Below are 16,049 nucleotides of genomic sequence, written 5' to 3'. Positions count from 1 at the left end.
AAAGTCATTTAGAAAAAAGCTAATCAGAATCCAACTCGACAAGTTGATTGAGTACCTCTTTGTCCAATACTGGATGATGCTTACTCGCGAGCAACAGTACGATGTCTACCGCAGGTAACGGCGGCATATCATCGAGAATCTTCAAATCAGGCGTGACACTGAGCTTGCCCATCGCACCAATTGCCAACCCAGCTTTGACGATTGCACGCTGCGCTGAAGCCGTATTACTACAAGCCAAAAGCTGATATGGCGTGTCTTGTTTAGTTAAACCATTCACCGCCGCAGCATGGTATTTACAATCCGTCTGGAACAGAGCAAGTGGGACAGGTTTAGAATCATCAAACACAAAATCAGGGCTGCTTATCCAAACGCCCACATCATTGGTTAGCCAATATCCCTCTTCACTATCGGGAGCGCGGGTCACGATAGCAGCATCAAGCCTACCATCATCAAGCCACTCTCTAAGCGTAATGCTCGGCAAGCTAAATATTTGAATGGAGCACGTGGGTTCTGCGTTCTGCAACAGCTTAATCACTTTCGGCAAGATACTGTCGTTATAGTCTTCAGGGCAACCTAATCTCAGTGGCTGTTTGTCCTCATAACGTTTTACTTGTTTCAACGCCGTATTGTGGAGTGCGACGAGTTGCTCCGCATGAGAACGTAATGCCAAGCCCGCCTCAGTCAAAACCAGGTTGCGTCCTTCCTTTTGAAACAGAGTGACGTTAAGTTCTTCCTCTAACTTGCGCATCTGAGCACTAAAGGCTGATTGGGTGCGATTAATCTGCTTTGCAGCGCGTGTGAAACTGCTGGTCTCCACAAACGCGAGAAAGCCTCGCAACGCATCAATATCCATATTGAAATCACCACCCATCGTTTTTATTAATGTATTGCATCAAAATTATCCGTTAGTGCGCCGTAATACAATCCCTTAAGCTCAAATGCATACCCACCAAACGCAAGGAAGCATTTATGCAGCTTTATATCGCTAATCAGAACTACTCCACTTGGTCACTGCGCGCATGGCTAATATTTGAACACTACAACCTCAACGCAGACGTCATCAAACTTAAGCTATTCACGCCAGATTTTTACGACACGTTAGCGAAAGTTACGCCCACCGCAAAAGTGCCGACTCTAGTTGATGGTGACGTTGCAGTGTGGGATTCACTCGCAATTCTCGAATACGTTAATGATACCTACCTAAACGGCGCTGCCTGGCCAACATCCGTTGCAGAGCGCGCCTTAGCCCGAGCTATCTCGGCAGAAATGCATTCTGTTTTTTTCAACATCAGAAATGAATTACCAATGAATTGCCGAGCCAAAAGAAAATTGGTTTTGAGTGAAGGTGCACTAAAAGACATCGCTCGCATCGATGCCATTTGGTCAGAGCAAATGGAGCAATACCCAGAGGGCTGGCTATTTGGTGAATGGTCGATTGCTGATGCGATGTTTGCACCTGTAGCGCTGCGAGTCGAAACCTATGGCATCAAGCTTTCGGACAAGGCCCGACAGTATCAACAACGAGTGTTGAATAGCCCGTCTATAAAAAAATGGTTGGCGGAGGCGAGTTTAGAAAAGGATATCGTTGAAGAAGACGAGGCGGGAGAACCTGTTTAGTTTGGAGAGAATGAGTCTCGAATAGCGTCGAGACTCATTGTTGTTACTAGTGAATACGATCCGCTGACTCGCTACTCGGAAGTAACGCTGTCTTGGTGAACATTCGCTTCAAATTCCAATATGTCACCAGGTTGGCACTCTAACACTTCGCACAACTTATCAAGTGTCGATAGCCTTACCGCTTTGGCCTTGCCATTCTTTAACACCGACAAGTTGGCTTCTGTAATCCCTACTTCTTTTGCCAATGTCTTCAATCGCATTTTCCGCTTGGCCATCATAATGTCTAAATTAATGCAGATAGTCATGACAAGTCCTTTAAATCGTGTGGCTGTGTTCGTCGGCCAAAATATAACCCTCTTTCATCACCCATGAGATGATCAAGATAATCATACCTAATATAAGTGTCAAAAAGTCCATACCCACAAAACTAATCTCAAAGATACGCTCACCTGGTGGATTATTGAACGACAAAATCACTGACATCAATGAACCATAGATAACCGACCCAAATACCCAATAGAAAAAGCTATACCCGAGTTTCTGGTATGACATTGCGTTTTCCAAAGAGAAGATTTCGCCTCGCTCATAGTTGCGAAATAAACGTATCAGAACCATTAGTGCGTATATCAGGATGCTGGACATCGCTAAACTTGTGAACGCAGCAACCATTCTTGTTGTCATAGTAAGCGGCAACATCGTGTAACTCCCGATGTCATAGGTGAGATAAAAAATACCTGTCGCACTTATAAAGTCATAGGGAGTCTCAGCGGTTAACCAGAAGTAGCACACCATGATAGGAGTAAGTACAAGAAAGAACTGCAATAGCATGCGAACACGTCGGCTCTGTTTTTGGATGTTAGACATAATGAATATTCCTGTTAAGTTGACAGGAGGATACTAAGATCAAATTAAATGATGATCAATAATAAATTATCGTTTTTCGATAATTTATTACCTTTTAACATTTTAATTAAGAAGCAAAATAGCGTTAGATTTATCAGTTAATGATCAAGGCCCTAGCTCGCTCTCGAGTCGATTCACTTAACCACCAATCACCTGAACCTTTACCCAAATCGCAATAATTTTGTCGACTGTGATCACCGAACCACAATGTGCAGACCTGATTGTTTATATTCAACAAAATCCAATTCGTTAAGATAAACATCATGTTACGAACCTCTATCGCATTCCTCAGTGTCACAAGCTTAGCTGTATCTGCCAACGTCACCCCTCCCTCTGGACAAGACTGGATCAATCATGCTTCTGAAGGGCTTGCGCCTTATTGGATGATGCCGAGCGCTCAGGGCGAACCGATAGGCAACTTCCCTACTTTTCGTTGTGATGATGGAACATTGCTTGATGTGACTAATGTTTGTCCTGAATTGAACAGAGGCTGGATCACGCCACACTTTGGCAAAGAGTTCACTCGGATGAAATCACGCCAAACCTACGCATATGGCGTGCTATACCACCTGACTGGTGATAAGCAGGCATTAGCGCTCGCTAAGCAAGGGGCTTACTACCTTATTGAACACTTAGAAGATAAACAAAATGGCGGTTTCATCAGCTTTACCAAAGGTGGGAAATCTGGGCTTGAGTGGCAACAGCGAACGGCTCAAGATCAAGCGTATGCACTAGTTGGATTGGCAATGTACTACTACCTAACCCAAGACAAGCAGGTAGAGGAAGCGCTCATTGCCCAACAAGCATTTATCTTTAATAAATATCGACTTAACGACAACAGCGGCCTAGCGTGGGTACTTACTGACGGCGTAGATGGCAAAGCCACTCAGCGGGAGTTGGTTGCACAGCTTGACCAGATTAACGGCTACATGCTGTTAGTAGCACCCCTGCTACAAGAGCCCATCAAGACACAATGGCTTGATGACCTGAATTGGCTAACCCAAACCATGGTCGATCATTATCACTCTGAAGATGAACAACGCTTCTACGGTGCCATTCACAGCAAAGCAGCCATGATGCCGAACGCCAATCACAACGATTTTGGGCACACCATCAAAGCGTATTGGATGACTTATCTGACAGGCCAAACATTGAATAACTCTGAATGGTCGCAATTTGGCATCCAAGGGATGAAACACACCTTAGAGCAAGCTCAATACCAGAAAGAGTTCGTGAACGTCTCCCAATATTTTGGCGAGGAACTTCAGAATACGTGGAAAGGACAAGAGATTACTGGGTGGCAAAGCAAGCCAAACACTAATTGGGCGTCATCATGGGAATGGGCAGAGCTCGATCAAGCCGCAATGACGGTATCGCTTGTTGATGGTTCAATGAAAGAAGTTCTGCAATACACCCTGCCAACCTTTCATGATGTGTGGGTTGACCACAAATACGGTGGCGTAGGGCTTGAACCTAAGCGTACTAAGGCTTTTCATTGGGGCAACGGCTACCATCAATTTGAGCACGCGTTGATTGGTTATTTGTACGCGCAGCAAGTTGAGGACCAACCCGCGGTATTGCACTACGCAAGGCCAACCAACAGCAAGATGCCAATGGAACCTTACTATTATCAAGGTGATGTGGTGGAGTTGGAGAGTCAAGTTGATGGAACGCAGAAGGTCAGTTTCAATAACATTCGACCGTAATATATGAAATTCGCTAATCGATACTTTTAGCAGTGATTTACGGTTAAGACGGAAAAGATGAGTGACTAGCCGTTAGCAAAGCCTGAGAAGAGAAGACGCTTTTCAGGCTTTTAAAACACAGTTGAACGGCATTTATTGGTAGGGTTTGAAATTGGTATTTGAGCGATGAAGCCTTATCACTTATCACTTATCACTTATCACTTATCACTTATCACTTATCATTTATCATTTATCATTTATCACTTCAAAAAGCATAAGGCATTGCGAAAATCACTTCTTCTTGTTCTGCTCAACCAGCTTTTCATTCCACGCTACGTTACCGTCCCGCTTGCTAACATCATATTCAGAACAAAACTGCGATATGGTCATGTTGTTGTCGCCAGTTGCTAGCTTTAGCGCTAACTGAACTTGCTGAAGCTTGCTTTGCAGACGAAGGTTTTGGCCTGCCTTCGGGCTTTTTTCTTTGGCGAACTTTAAGGCGGCATGTTTACGCTCGGCAGCGCCAGCTCGGCGATCGGCTTCTGATAATAGATATTTTAGCTGCGCGACACTTTTCCCTTTTTTGAAAGCAGGTTCAAGCAGTTCGACACACTCATCAAATGATGGATTTATAACATATGGATCAATTCTATGCGCTTGTTGACGCATCCACTCTAGCGCGAGCTTTTCATCTGACATTTTGCAATCTTTACCAATAAAACAGCCGTACATGGTATCGCTCAATAGCAAACCGCTGCAATAAAAAATTGAGTAACTTTTGCCTTTTTAATTAGAGCTTGTAGTTAAGTATCAATAACGCCAAATCAGACAGCTCCCCCAACACCGCAACGAAGAGCCAAACTTGACGCTATTGATACCTCATTCGGTCTTTTTAACGCATCACAAACAGCTCTTCGTGATAATTCTGGTCAACATTGAACTTGCACGCATCGAGTTCTTTTTTAAGCGATGTTGAGAACAGCTCTGGCCCGCAGAAATACAGTTCATAATCGTTTAAATCACCACACTGATGAGCAATGCGTTCAGCGCTTAATCGAGGTGAATGCAAGGTGTCTATCACGTTCAAATTCACTCCAACTTGATGTGCAAGGTGCCATAACTCATCCACTAAATGCTCATCGACACCACGAGTACAATAGAACAGCTCGATGTGAGAGTGAGTCTTCTCTGTTTTGAGCGCTTCAAGCGTTGCAAAAAATGACGCTATCCCGACACCACCCGCAATCCAAATTTGTGGCTTACTTAAGTCAAACTCAAGTCGACCATAAGGCCCTTCCACCGTAACCGCATCGCCCGCATTTACTCGTTCATAAAGACCATTAGTAAAGTCACCCAACTCTTTAATCAAGAAGCGCAGTTCTGAATCTTCGCTGCCCGAAACAATGGTAAACGGGTGCGGGTCTTCATTGCCGAAGCGCAAGTACGCAAACTGCCCTGCTTTGTGTCCTCGCCAAGATGTATCGGGCTTTAGCACCAACTCCATCACTTCGGCTTGTGGAAAATATCGAGTGGAAGAAACAGCAGCAGAGTGACGATTACGACGCCCTACAAAACCAAACAAACTGTAAATCGCCGCGATAGACCCAACCAAAGCAAAAGTCACAGTTAGGTAATAAATAGGCTGGCCCCAATAGGCATGTTTGAGCAGTAATACCGAGTGAAACGCGATCAACAGATACGCGACAGACATCAAGCGATGTGACAATTTAAACGGTTTGTATTTCACTGCCGCCCACAACGACGCCACCAGTAAAACAAGCAATAGATAGAAACCCCACTCGCCAATATTTTCAGCGAAACCGTGTAGCCCATTGACCCACGCTTCCCAACCAGACAAAGTTCTTGCCGGGCCGGAACCATCATGGCGAACAGGCTTAGCCAACACTCCAGACATCACTAGCCACTTAGGGATCTGGTACCACAACCAGTGTGTCACACCCAGAGCTACGCCACCGATACCCAACCATTTGTGGACTCGATACGCTTTATCCATGCCGTTGAGCCAATTCTCAACCATAGGCAAACGCATCGCCAAGATCATGGTGATGGACATTAACATCAGAGACAAAATACCCGAGTACTGAATCATGGCGGAGCGCCATTCAAATACGTTGCTTGAAGCGAAGAGTTGCGGTTCCATCGCAAACCAAAAGGCTGACATTATGGCAATCATTGCCCAGAGGATATTGCGGACTGTTTTCATTTTTTAACACTCATAAAGACGACATCATTACTTTAGCTTGCGTGATGTAAAGCGACGTCAACATACGTAAATCTATGCAAAGGCACACGCTCAGCTGATCGTTAGAGGGGGCTTCCGCGTAAATATAATTTGGTTAGTAAACAAATCGTCGAAAACAAAAATGAGAAGAAGAGAAGATATGAAGGACATGACCCTTTCAAGACAAGATATACAAACGATGGATCAGCGAGAGCGCGCTCGCTTAATTAACTCCTTATCGGGGTTCAAGAGCGCAAACCTGATTGGTACGTGTGATAAACAAGGGCTAGAAAATCTTGCTGTGGTGAGCTCTGTGGGTCATCTAGGGTCAAACCCACCTTTGTTTGGCTTCATAGTTCGGCCAGCAGAGAGCCGTCGCCACACATTAGAGAATATCCAAGAAACTCAGCACTTCACCATCAACAGCATCAGCGCTGACTTTGTTCAAAAAGCGCATCAAACCTCGGCTCGTTATCCAAAGTCGGCATCCGAATTCAAAGCCGTCGGGCTCACCCCTTATTATGACGACATGTTTCCCGCGCCGTTTGTATTAGAAAGTGCACTCAAGATAGGGCTGGTTTTGAAAGAACAGATATCAATAGAGAGTAATCAAACCCAGATGCTGATTGGAGAGGTTATTACGATTCAAGCACCCAAGCGTGCCGTGATGCCGGATGGCTACCTTGATTTAGAAGCGCTAGATTTAGTCACGATTTCAGGGCTCGATAGCTACCACGTCACGCAAAGGCTTCACCGATTGAGTTACGCCAAGCCAAATAAGTCTCTGTTTCCGCTGACCCACGAAGGCACCCCAACCTCATGGGAGGCTTTCGAACACAACCTAACTCATTTTGTTCGGTAATTTAGTCACAAAGGTGTTAACTTTCTAAGCTTAACCTAATGCGCACACAACAGTTCTAAACTGCATCTACCACCATTTCCAAGGACTCTTTTGAAGTTAACCCACTTTAAATACAAGACTCGCAAAGGCCCAGACTATCGCCATGGTGATCAGGTGTCTTTCATGGACATCAAGCAGACCTTTGGTATGGGCAGTATTCGCGTGGGTGCTTGGGTAACCAAAGAAGAGAAAGAGCTGGCTGCGAATCTGATATTCGACTCGCTTGCAGACTTGGCTTACATCTTGGCTCTGCCGCCAGAAGCCATTGGCCTGCGCGGCACATTAGGCTTAGCGTTTGGCAGTGGTGGCAGAAAAGGCGTGCAAGCACACTACGCACCGAACCAACGAGAATTAGCCCTTGCCAAGAACGCTGGTGCTGGTGCACTCGCCCACGAGTTTTGGCATGCGTTTGACCACTATATTGCCGAAAAAGCGTTTGAGATTGGTGACACATCAGGTCCTCGAAAACACATCTTGTTCGCTAGCAACTGTTGGTTACACGATAGAAAGGTGCGACCTCACCCATTAAACGAGAGTTTGATGTCTCTGTTCGATGCCACACTACTCAGTGACAACAACCTGGATAAGCACGACTACGTTGCGCGCAGTGTTATTGCCGACAAAGCGACATCTGCTCGTTATTTCTCGTTACCAACAGAGATGATGGCGCGCGCTTTTGAATCTGCGATTGAATCCTGCTCAGATATCGAAAACAGTTACCTAGTTGATGGCACAACCAAACCAGATATGTTCCCTCTGTACCCCGACCTCGCTCATAGAGAGGAAATCTACAATGCGATGCTAGACTATTTTGCACCATTAGGGCGGTCTTTAAGTAAGTAACGTTTTGAACAGTCAGGACAATAGGTGATCCAAGGTTCAAAACTGTTTATAGTCGACACAAACTTCAACACACATGATTTAGAGGCAGTAATGATCAGTTGGCCATCTTTAGTAAAACTCGACGGTGATGATGAACTTATTTACGTCGCATCCGAAAAAGAATTTCAGGCAGAATGCTCAGATATGATCTTGGGCGAAGATGATTACCTCATCGATTCTGAAGGCGACAGCTACTCACTTGAATCAAGATCAAATCAACTGTCTCTAGCTAAACGAGCTGAGCAGTATTCAGTTGAAAACGTGACCAAACTGATTCGAAATCACGAGTTCGAGAAAGCAGAAGTATGCCTGATGAAGATCCACTTCCTGACTGTCGAAGAAGCAATTCAGTCTTTGGCTTTTGAGCCACGTTAAGATTGGTCGCTGATACAAATCAGGCTCGTTAAACAGTGGATACAAAAACAGCGCCGAATAAGCGCTGTTTTTCAAAATCAAATCGAGTATCCAATAAATTCAGTACTCAAACCATAAACGCCATGGTTACTTCAGCGGTGTCTTTTACCGATTCTGCGTACTCTTCGTACTCAGCCACCAACTGATTAATCAAGACGTCGACCAAAAGCAATGCACTTACTTTTGATGCGAATGCACCGCCAGTTAAAGGGCCTTCTGGTCTAGCGGCAACCAACACTTCATCAGAAGTCACTGATAATGGGCTATGGCGAATGTTAGTTAAGCTCACAACTGGAGACTGTTGGCTCTTCGCTCTTGTCGCGGCATACACCACATCTTTCGTTGAACCCGAGCTTGAAATCGCAAACCACAGATCACTTGTTTTCGACTTAACGGCACGCATCGCTGCAATATGAGTGTCTTCAAACATGGTCGAGCATTTACCTATTCGAGTTAAGCGAAAAGATAAGTAACGACCAACAATGCTCGATGCCCCAACACCGACACAATGAATATTGTCGGCTTCATGAATCATCTGACAAATACGATCAATCTGCTTTCTATCTATCAGTGTACTGGTGTCTTGCAGGCTGGTAATCGCACTTTGGGTCGCGCTGTCAATTCGATCTGCATTCTCATTAAGGGGTTCATTTGCTTTCTGTGATCGCGGCTGGCTTAGCTCAATTGCCAATCCCATTCGAAAGTCAGAGTAACCTTTAAAGCCCAAGTCTCGACACAAGCGAATCACGGTCGCTTCACTTGTCGTAGTATCTCTTGCTAACTCTGTAATGGTTAGGTATTGAGCGCTATCAGCGTTAGATACAATAAAATCAGCCACTTTCTTTAATTTAGGGCTGTAACCTTCCATGCCATAGCGAAGGCGAGAGAGTAAATTGACTTGAGATTGTGCGTTCATAGTGCTCTTGATTCCATAACTAACGCAGTGAGTATAACGTAATTTCCAAACAACAAGAACCTAGCGATTGCTAGGCTCTTATCTCAATTAATTGTTATAACTGATATTTTTCGATTATCTGATTCTTATAGGTTTCAGCCTGAGTTCCGTAAATCAACTGAATACCATTGCCGGAGCGAATCACTCCTTTGGCATCCAACGATTTCCAAACCTCATCACTGGCAGGTAACTCACTGTCTTTCACAGTAATTCGCAGGCGAGTGATACAAGCGTCAATCGAAGCAATGTTCTCTTTACCACCTAAATTCGTCACGATGTCATCAATCAGCCCACCTTCTTTACCGCTATAGTCTTTACGTGTGTAAAGTTTGCTCTCAGCATCGTTACGGCCCGGTGTTGAATAATTGAACTTGCGAATCATAAAGCTGAACACAAAGTAGTAAATCACAGAGTAAATCGGGCCAAGGATCAGAATCCATTGATACGATGTCTTCGCTGTTCCTTGTAACAGACCAAAGAAGGTAAAGTCGATGATACCGCGAGAGAAAGTAATGCCAACCGCGACGTCCAGCATGTGCATCAACATGTAAGCGATGCCTTCTAGCACTGCGTGTACCGCGTACAATGCTGGTGCAACAAACAAGAAAGTAAACTCTAGTGGCTCAGTAATACCTGTCAGGAACGACGTTAACGCAGCTGAGAACAAGATACCTTTTACTTTGGCTTTATTCTTATCGTCTGCACAGCGGTACATAGCTAAAGCTGCGGCAGGCAGGCCAAACATCATTGGTAAGAAGCCACCGGTCATTGTGCGTGTTGCTTCAGAGCTAAAATGTACCGTCGCTGGATCAGCGAGCTGAGCAAAGAAAATCTTTTGGCCACCAGCGACCATTTCACCGGCAACTTCTTGTACGCCACCTAATTCGGTATACCAGAACAATGGGTAAATCGCATGATGGAGACCAAATACGTTCAATAGACGCATCAATGAGCCGTAGAAGAAAGTACCGATGTACCCCATTGCAGAGAAGGCTTCACCTGCAAAAACGATAGATTTAAAAATTGGTGGCCAGATGAATGGGAACACAAATGCTAACGGAATAAAGAACACCATTGTCATGACGGGTACTAAGCGGTTTCCGCTAAAGAACGCCAAATAATCAGGTAGTGTCACGTTTGAGAAACGGTTAGTGATAAACGCCGATAGTAGGCCACACGTAATACCGCCAAAAACACCTGTTTGTAGGGTAAATATGCCAAGCTCTTTGGTATACAGAGAGGCTAAACCCACCGCTTCATCCGCATTGGCGCCAGCCGCAATAAGCCCCTCAATACTGGTAGTCTCTGGTGAGAATCCCTGGAAACCAAGTACTGCACCAATCACTGTGTGAAATAATAAGAAGCCAAGTACTGCGGAGAGTGCCGCTGTTTCTTTATTATTATTCGCCATACCAATCGCAACGCCAACTGCAAATAGCAATGGTAGGTTTACAAACACGAATAGACCCGCTTGGAAACAGAGTACCAAAAACTGATTGGCAAGCGTTCCTGGAGCTAAGAAGGTCAGATTATAAGTTTCAATGAGTGGCCCACTCGTAAATGCCCCACCAACCCCAAGTAAAATACCCGCCATTGGCAAAACAGCAATGGGCAACATAAATGCCCGACCGATCTTTTGTAGTACAGAAAAGATACCGTTCATGTACCCTCCAAACCCTTTGATTTATTAAAATTGTATTTAAACCGCTATGCAGCTCCCCTTAATCGAGTCAATTATCAACACAATAAAAATTTTCTTCAAACACCATAAAGAAAATCTGTGATCGGTATAAAAAATATAATCTTCACTGTGGATGAAGATTATTTTCAGTAGTATAACTGCCTCATAAATAAGTTCTGAAGAATAAAGATCATATTAAGAGGCGAGTAATGAAGAACTGGGATATCACTAAAATAGCCAAAACACTGGCCGACACTATTGTCGTTTCTATCCAACCAGTTGAAGGAAGTCCACTCGACACCACTGAGTTTGTTGTTGCTATGGCAAAGGCCGCAGAAATGGCAGGTGCACCAGCGTTAAGAATAGAAAGTGCTGAACGCGTTGCTGCTGTGGCGAAAGCCGTATCCATCCCTATCATTGGCATCGTAAAGAGAGATTTACCTGACAGCCCGGTGCGTATCACACCCTTTGTTGATGATGTGAAAGCACTAGAAGCAGCCGGTGCAGCGATTATTGCTTTCGATGCGACCGATCGAGTTAGACCGGAAACCCGCCAAGTCATTGCGCAAGCTATTGTTCAATCTTGTTGTATTGGTATGGCCGATTGTGCCGAGTTTGCAGACGGCTTCTGGGCGCATTCCCAAGGCATTGAATTGATCGGTTCTACGCTTTCTGGCTACACTGGTGAAACAACTCCAGAAGAGCCAGACTTTGAACTGGTTACCAAGTTTGCTCAAGCAGGCTATCTCACTATGGCAGAAGGAAGATTCAACTCTCCAGAACTATGCAAACAAGCAATCCAAGCCGGTGCGCTTTCAGTGACTGTTGGCTCCGCACTAACGCGTCTAGAAGTTGCAACATCGTGGTACCTCGACGCAGCCGCTAGTGCAAAAATAGCGAAATAAGAAAAGGATAGCATCATGTTGAAAGCCATTACCGCACGCACATTATTTGACGGTGAACGCTATCTAGAGCAACACGCTTTAGTGTTTGATCACACCGGGATCCTCGAAATAACCCCAATCGACAAACTCGATTCAAGTGTCGATTTGATTAGTTACGGTGACGCTATCATTACCCCAGGCTTTATCGATATTCAAGTCAACGGCGGTGGTGGCATGATGCTCAATGATGCTCAATCCGTTCCCACGATTGAAACCATCATAAAAGCACACCGCAAAGGCGGCACTGCGTATCTATTACCTACCCTAGTGAGCGAAAAGCCATCCGCTATGACAGCGGCGCTAAACGCAATTGAGCAAGGGATAGAGAAAAAAGTTGATGGTTTGCTAGGCATTCACTTAGAAGGTCCATGGTTAAATCCTGTAAAAAAGGGGGCTCACGATGAAAATAACTTCTACAGCCCGAGCATTGAACAGTTGGACGCTTTTCCGTGGCTAACGCAAGGCATTAACTTCATCACTTTAGCGCCTGAGCAAGTGGACTCAGCATCCATCAAATGGCTATCAGATAAGGGTTGCATCATTGCAGCAGGACATACCAACCTTACCGAGCTAGATCTGATTGGTAAGCGTAAGAACATCCATGGTTTTACCCATCTATATAACGCGATGTCATCACAAACTGGTCGTGAACTTGGCGCAGTCGGTATCGCACTAAGTGATGATGATTGTTGGGCATCTTACATTGCTGATGGTATTCACGTTCACCCACAAAACTTGTTAATGGCTATCAAACTCAAGCCCAAAAATAAAATGGTGCTGGTTACCGATGCAATGGCATCAGTAGGAAACCCTGATGAAAGCTTCATTCTTGATGGCCAAAAGATTCGAGTCAAAGATGGTAAGTTAGTTAACGAAGCAGGCAACCTCGCAGGCGCGCATATCACCATGGCTCAGTCCGTAAAAAACCTTATTGATTGGGGCGTTAGCCCAGAACACGCTTACCAAATGGCTAGCACTAACCCAGCCCATGCGATGAATCTTGAAAATGAACTAGGCTACCTAAAAGTAGGATACCGAGCATCTGCAACAATTCTTGATAAAAACGGCGAACCAAATTCCGTTCTAGTCGATGGGAATTTATACTCCTGCTAAAAACCCAACCTAAACTCCTGAAGGTCACTCACCCCCCTATTGAGTGGCCTTTTTTAATGTCCTCTCAGATCATCGATACTTCAAAACTCAGTTAACCCACCTGTTCTTTAAGAGTCATAAATATCAAAACGACTGACGACACCTCCTTAATCACAACTAAAAACAGCGCCAATTCAGGCGCTGTTTTTAGTTTCTTACTTAGCTAATACATTAAGCGATAAAAATCTGTGCCAGTGCGTAGCCTAAGCAACATGCGCCGACCACACCGATCAAACCAACCGACATGAATGAGTGGTTGAAGTACCACTTACCAATCTTGGTGGTGCCTGACACATCGAAGTTCACTGTTGCGATATCTGATGGGTAGTTCGGGATGAAGAAGTAACCGTACACTGCTGGCATCAAGCCGATGAGCAAGGCTGGGTCTAAACCTAGACCGAGGCCAACAGGTAACATCATACGTGCAGTAGCCGCTTGAGAATTCACTACAACCGATACGATGAATAGCGCTAGTGCAAACGTCCATGGGTAGTTGGTCACCATTTCCACGATGCCAGATTTAAACTGAGGCATTGCGTATTGGAAGTAAGTATCTGACATCCAAGCGATACCGAAGATAGCAATCGCTGCCACCATACCTGATTTGAATACCACACCATTTGGTACATCACGCGGGTCGGTTTTGGTTGCCAGCAAGATGATACCGCCGAAGCAGAGCATCATCATTTGGATGATCACCGACATCTTGATTGGCTTGTCGCCGTCTACGATTGTTCTGATCTCTGGCACCATCGCCACGATAACAATCACCACAATCGACAATAGGAAAATCAATACCGCATTACGAGCCGAAGTTGGCAGTACTTCATCCAAAGAAGTCGCAGTAGTGCTCTCGATGCGTTTTTTCCACTCAGGATCTTTTAAACGAGCTTGATAATCAGGATCGTCGTTCAATTCTTTGCCGCGCTTCAAGCTGTACAGAGAAAGTAACAACGTACCGAACAAGGTTGCAGGCACCGTCACCAATAGAATTGAAAGCAAAGTAATGGAATGTTGGATATCTGAAAGTTGCGCTAGGTAGTACACCACTGCCGCCGAGATTGGCGATGCTGTGATTGCAAGTTGAGACGCGACTGAAGCTGCCGCCATCGGGCGTTCAGGACGAATGCCATTCTTCAATGCCACATCACCAATGATCGGCATGATTGAGTAAACCGCGTGGCCAGTACCCAATAGGAAAGTCATCGAATAAGTCACGAACGGGGCTATCAAGGTAACACGTTTCGGGTTCTTTCTGAGCACCCTTTCCGCAACTTGCAGCATGTATTTCAAGCCACCAGCCGCTTCGAGGATCGAAGCACAGGTTACCACGGCGAGGATAATCAGCATTACGGTGACAGGTGGAGACGTTGGTGGCATCTTGAAGACAAACACCTCGATAACCAAGCCAATACCAGAAACAACCCCTAAACCAATACCACCATATCGAGAACCGATATAGAGAACGACAAGTAAAAATAGAAACTCAAAATACAACATAAGCAACCCTGCTAAAAATGTGGACTAATTCTATTTTGTCCGTAAGTTCCACCATTTACTTTTTGCTTGGTCACACTATGATTGCAGGCTTCCGCGAATTGTTTTTTATAAGATTATGGTCACGCTAACACGCCTGTAAGTTTATGAATTGTAATAGGAAGCTAGGTGCTCAACCTAGATTTGTTATGTATGATAATCATTCTTGTGTCTGTTAGAACGGTATGACCTATAAAATATCAGGCTCATAACTTAACGATATCATTCCAGACCAAATTAATTACATCACAGCTCATCCAGAGGCATATTACTGAGCCAATTCTGCATATTCTCACGTAACACTGACTCGCCTATCTCCAGACACTATGTCAAAATACTCGCCCTCACCACGACAACACAGAAAGAACCACGGATATGAATTTCCAAGCTGCTATTTTTGATATGGATGGACTGTTGCTCGACACCGAGCGACTTTGTATGCAGGTTTTTGAAGAAGCATGTCACGCGCAAGGTGTTCCGTTTTTGCAGGATGTTTACCTAGGCATCATTGGCTGTAACGCAAAAACCATCGAACAGATCTTTAGAAATGGTTACGGCGAAAGCTTAGATTACCCAGCATTGAACAACGAATGGCGCACTCGCTACAGTGCGATTGTTAAGCACCAAGCTATCCCAGTTAAAGATGGCGTGATCGAACTGCTTGAATGGCTAAAATCAAACGACATTCCAATCGCGGTGGCGACGTCAACTCAGCTTGATATCGCGAAGAAGAAGCTTGAGCTGGCTGGCCTAGATTCTTACTTCACCTCACTAAGCACAGGCTGCGAAGTTACCAATGGTAAGCCTCACCCAGAGATCTACTTACTTGCAGCAGAACGCCTAGGTGTTGCGCCTGAAACTTGCTTGGCGTTTGAAGATTCAAACAACGGCATTCGCGCTTCTATGGCAGCCAACATGATCAGCTTCCAGATTCCTGATTTAGTAGAGCCATGTGACGAAGTAAAAGCGCTTGGACACACCATCAGCCCTTCTCTGCATGATGTGTTAGCACAGCTTCAACAAGCTGCGGCTTAGACTCTCACTACCGTTGATAATGCTTTTATCAACGTAGACAAGCTTATCTATTAAGCCGACTCACAGAGTCGGTTTTTTTGTGGGTATTCCTTTTATAAAAGA

At 44.9% G+C, this 16,049-nt stretch carries 16 protein-coding genes; 8 read left to right on the top strand and 8 right to left on the bottom strand.

Going from position 1 to position 16,049, the window contains the following annotated elements; genetic code table 11:
- Window positions 1–19 precede the first annotated feature (19 nt).
- Window positions 20–871 carry a LysR family transcriptional regulator gene (locus FTW16_RS05055; protein ID WP_146490299.1) on the bottom strand — a complete coding sequence of 284 codons (852 nt, stop codon included), beginning with the start codon at window positions 869–871 and terminating at the stop codon, window positions 20–22.
- Between the two features lie 98 nt (window positions 872–969).
- Between FTW16_RS05055 and FTW16_RS05050 the strand changes: the two genes are divergently transcribed.
- Window positions 970–1,617 (top strand): glutathione S-transferase family protein, encoded by a 648-nt coding sequence (locus FTW16_RS05050; RefSeq protein WP_146490298.1) that lies wholly within the window; start codon window positions 970–972, stop codon window positions 1,615–1,617.
- Window positions 1,618–1,688: 71 nt separating this feature from the next.
- Here the strand turns inward: FTW16_RS05050 and FTW16_RS05045 are convergent, their stop codons facing one another.
- Both FTW16_RS05045 and FTW16_RS05040 read right to left on the bottom strand, forming a co-directional pair.
- Window positions 1,689–1,922 carry a helix-turn-helix domain-containing protein gene (locus FTW16_RS05045; RefSeq protein WP_146490297.1) on the bottom strand — a complete coding sequence of 78 codons (234 nt, stop codon included), beginning with the start codon at window positions 1,920–1,922 and terminating at the stop codon, window positions 1,689–1,691.
- A gap of 10 nt (window positions 1,923–1,932) precedes the next feature.
- Window positions 1,933–2,481 carry a DUF2975 domain-containing protein gene (locus FTW16_RS05040; protein WP_146490296.1) on the bottom strand — a complete coding sequence of 183 codons (549 nt, stop codon included), beginning with the start codon at window positions 2,479–2,481 and terminating at the stop codon, window positions 1,933–1,935.
- Window positions 2,482–2,783: 302 nt separating this feature from the next.
- Between FTW16_RS05040 and FTW16_RS05035 the strand changes: the two genes are divergently transcribed.
- Window positions 2,784–4,226 (top strand): N-acylglucosamine 2-epimerase, encoded by a 1,443-nt coding sequence (locus FTW16_RS05035; protein WP_146490295.1) that lies wholly within the window; start codon window positions 2,784–2,786, stop codon window positions 4,224–4,226.
- Between the two features lie 270 nt (window positions 4,227–4,496).
- Here FTW16_RS05035 and FTW16_RS05030 read toward each other — a convergent pair whose 3' ends face one another.
- Both FTW16_RS05030 and FTW16_RS05025 read right to left on the bottom strand, forming a co-directional pair.
- On the bottom strand, window positions 4,497–4,904 hold the full coding sequence (locus FTW16_RS05030) for a hypothetical protein (protein ID WP_065206759.1): 408 nt from the start codon (window positions 4,902–4,904) through the stop codon (window positions 4,497–4,499).
- A 193-nt stretch (window positions 4,905–5,097) separates the two neighbouring features.
- Entirely contained in the window at window positions 5,098–6,429 is a 1,332-nt protein-coding gene (locus FTW16_RS05025; protein WP_146490294.1) for a ferric reductase-like transmembrane domain-containing protein, read from the bottom strand.
- 178 nt (window positions 6,430–6,607) lie between these two features.
- Between FTW16_RS05025 and FTW16_RS05020 the strand changes: the two genes are divergently transcribed.
- From FTW16_RS05020 to FTW16_RS05010, 3 genes are all read left to right on the top strand, one after another.
- Window positions 6,608–7,309 (top strand): flavin reductase family protein, encoded by a 702-nt coding sequence (locus tag FTW16_RS05020; protein WP_146490293.1) that lies wholly within the window; start codon window positions 6,608–6,610, stop codon window positions 7,307–7,309.
- Window positions 7,310–7,399: 90 nt separating this feature from the next.
- Window positions 7,400–8,191, top strand: a complete 792-nt coding sequence (locus FTW16_RS05015) for a CLCA_X family protein (protein WP_146490292.1) — start codon at window positions 7,400–7,402, stop codon at window positions 8,189–8,191.
- Between the two features lie 90 nt (window positions 8,192–8,281).
- The gene (locus FTW16_RS05010; protein WP_146490291.1) at window positions 8,282–8,605 is read left to right on the top strand and encodes a DUF4144 domain-containing protein; all 324 of its coding nucleotides are present in this window, start codon (window positions 8,282–8,284) and stop codon (window positions 8,603–8,605) included.
- A gap of 106 nt (window positions 8,606–8,711) precedes the next feature.
- On the opposite strand, the gene FTW16_RS05005 is transcribed toward FTW16_RS05010, so the two are convergent.
- Entirely contained in the window at window positions 8,712–9,560 is an 849-nt protein-coding gene (locus tag FTW16_RS05005) for a MurR/RpiR family transcriptional regulator (RefSeq protein WP_146490290.1), read from the bottom strand.
- Window positions 9,561–9,654: 94 nt separating this feature from the next.
- On the bottom strand, window positions 9,655–11,262 hold the full coding sequence (locus FTW16_RS05000; RefSeq protein ID WP_146490289.1) for a PTS transporter subunit EIIC: 1,608 nt from the start codon (window positions 11,260–11,262) through the stop codon (window positions 9,655–9,657).
- Between the two features lie 227 nt (window positions 11,263–11,489).
- Here FTW16_RS05000 and FTW16_RS04995 point away from each other — a divergent pair, with 227 nt between their 5' ends.
- Both FTW16_RS04995 and nagA read left to right on the top strand, forming a co-directional pair.
- Window positions 11,490–12,185 carry an N-acetylmannosamine-6-phosphate 2-epimerase gene (locus FTW16_RS04995; protein WP_146490288.1) on the top strand — a complete coding sequence of 232 codons (696 nt, stop codon included), beginning with the start codon at window positions 11,490–11,492 and terminating at the stop codon, window positions 12,183–12,185.
- Window positions 12,186–12,200: 15 nt separating this feature from the next.
- A complete protein-coding gene (nagA, locus tag FTW16_RS04990) occupies window positions 12,201–13,337 on the top strand; it encodes an N-acetylglucosamine-6-phosphate deacetylase (protein WP_146490287.1) in 1,137 nt (378 codons plus the stop codon).
- A gap of 210 nt (window positions 13,338–13,547) precedes the next feature.
- On the opposite strand, the gene FTW16_RS04985 is transcribed toward nagA, so the two are convergent.
- Entirely contained in the window at window positions 13,548–14,876 is a 1,329-nt protein-coding gene (locus tag FTW16_RS04985; protein ID WP_146490286.1) for an anaerobic C4-dicarboxylate transporter, read from the bottom strand.
- Between the two features lie 411 nt (window positions 14,877–15,287).
- Here FTW16_RS04985 and FTW16_RS04980 point away from each other — a divergent pair, with 411 nt between their 5' ends.
- Window positions 15,288–15,947: an HAD family hydrolase gene (locus tag FTW16_RS04980; protein ID WP_102448156.1), complete on the top strand. Its 660-nt coding sequence runs from the start codon at window positions 15,288–15,290 to the stop codon at window positions 15,945–15,947.
- Window positions 15,948–16,049 lie beyond the last annotated feature (102 nt).

The organism is Vibrio sp. T20 (assembly GCF_007858795.1).
Lineage (GTDB): Bacteria > Pseudomonadota > Gammaproteobacteria > Enterobacterales > Vibrionaceae > Vibrio > Vibrio satsumensis.
Note: the sequence above shows the minus strand (reverse complement) of the source record. Positions and strands in the feature narration are given on the sequence as shown.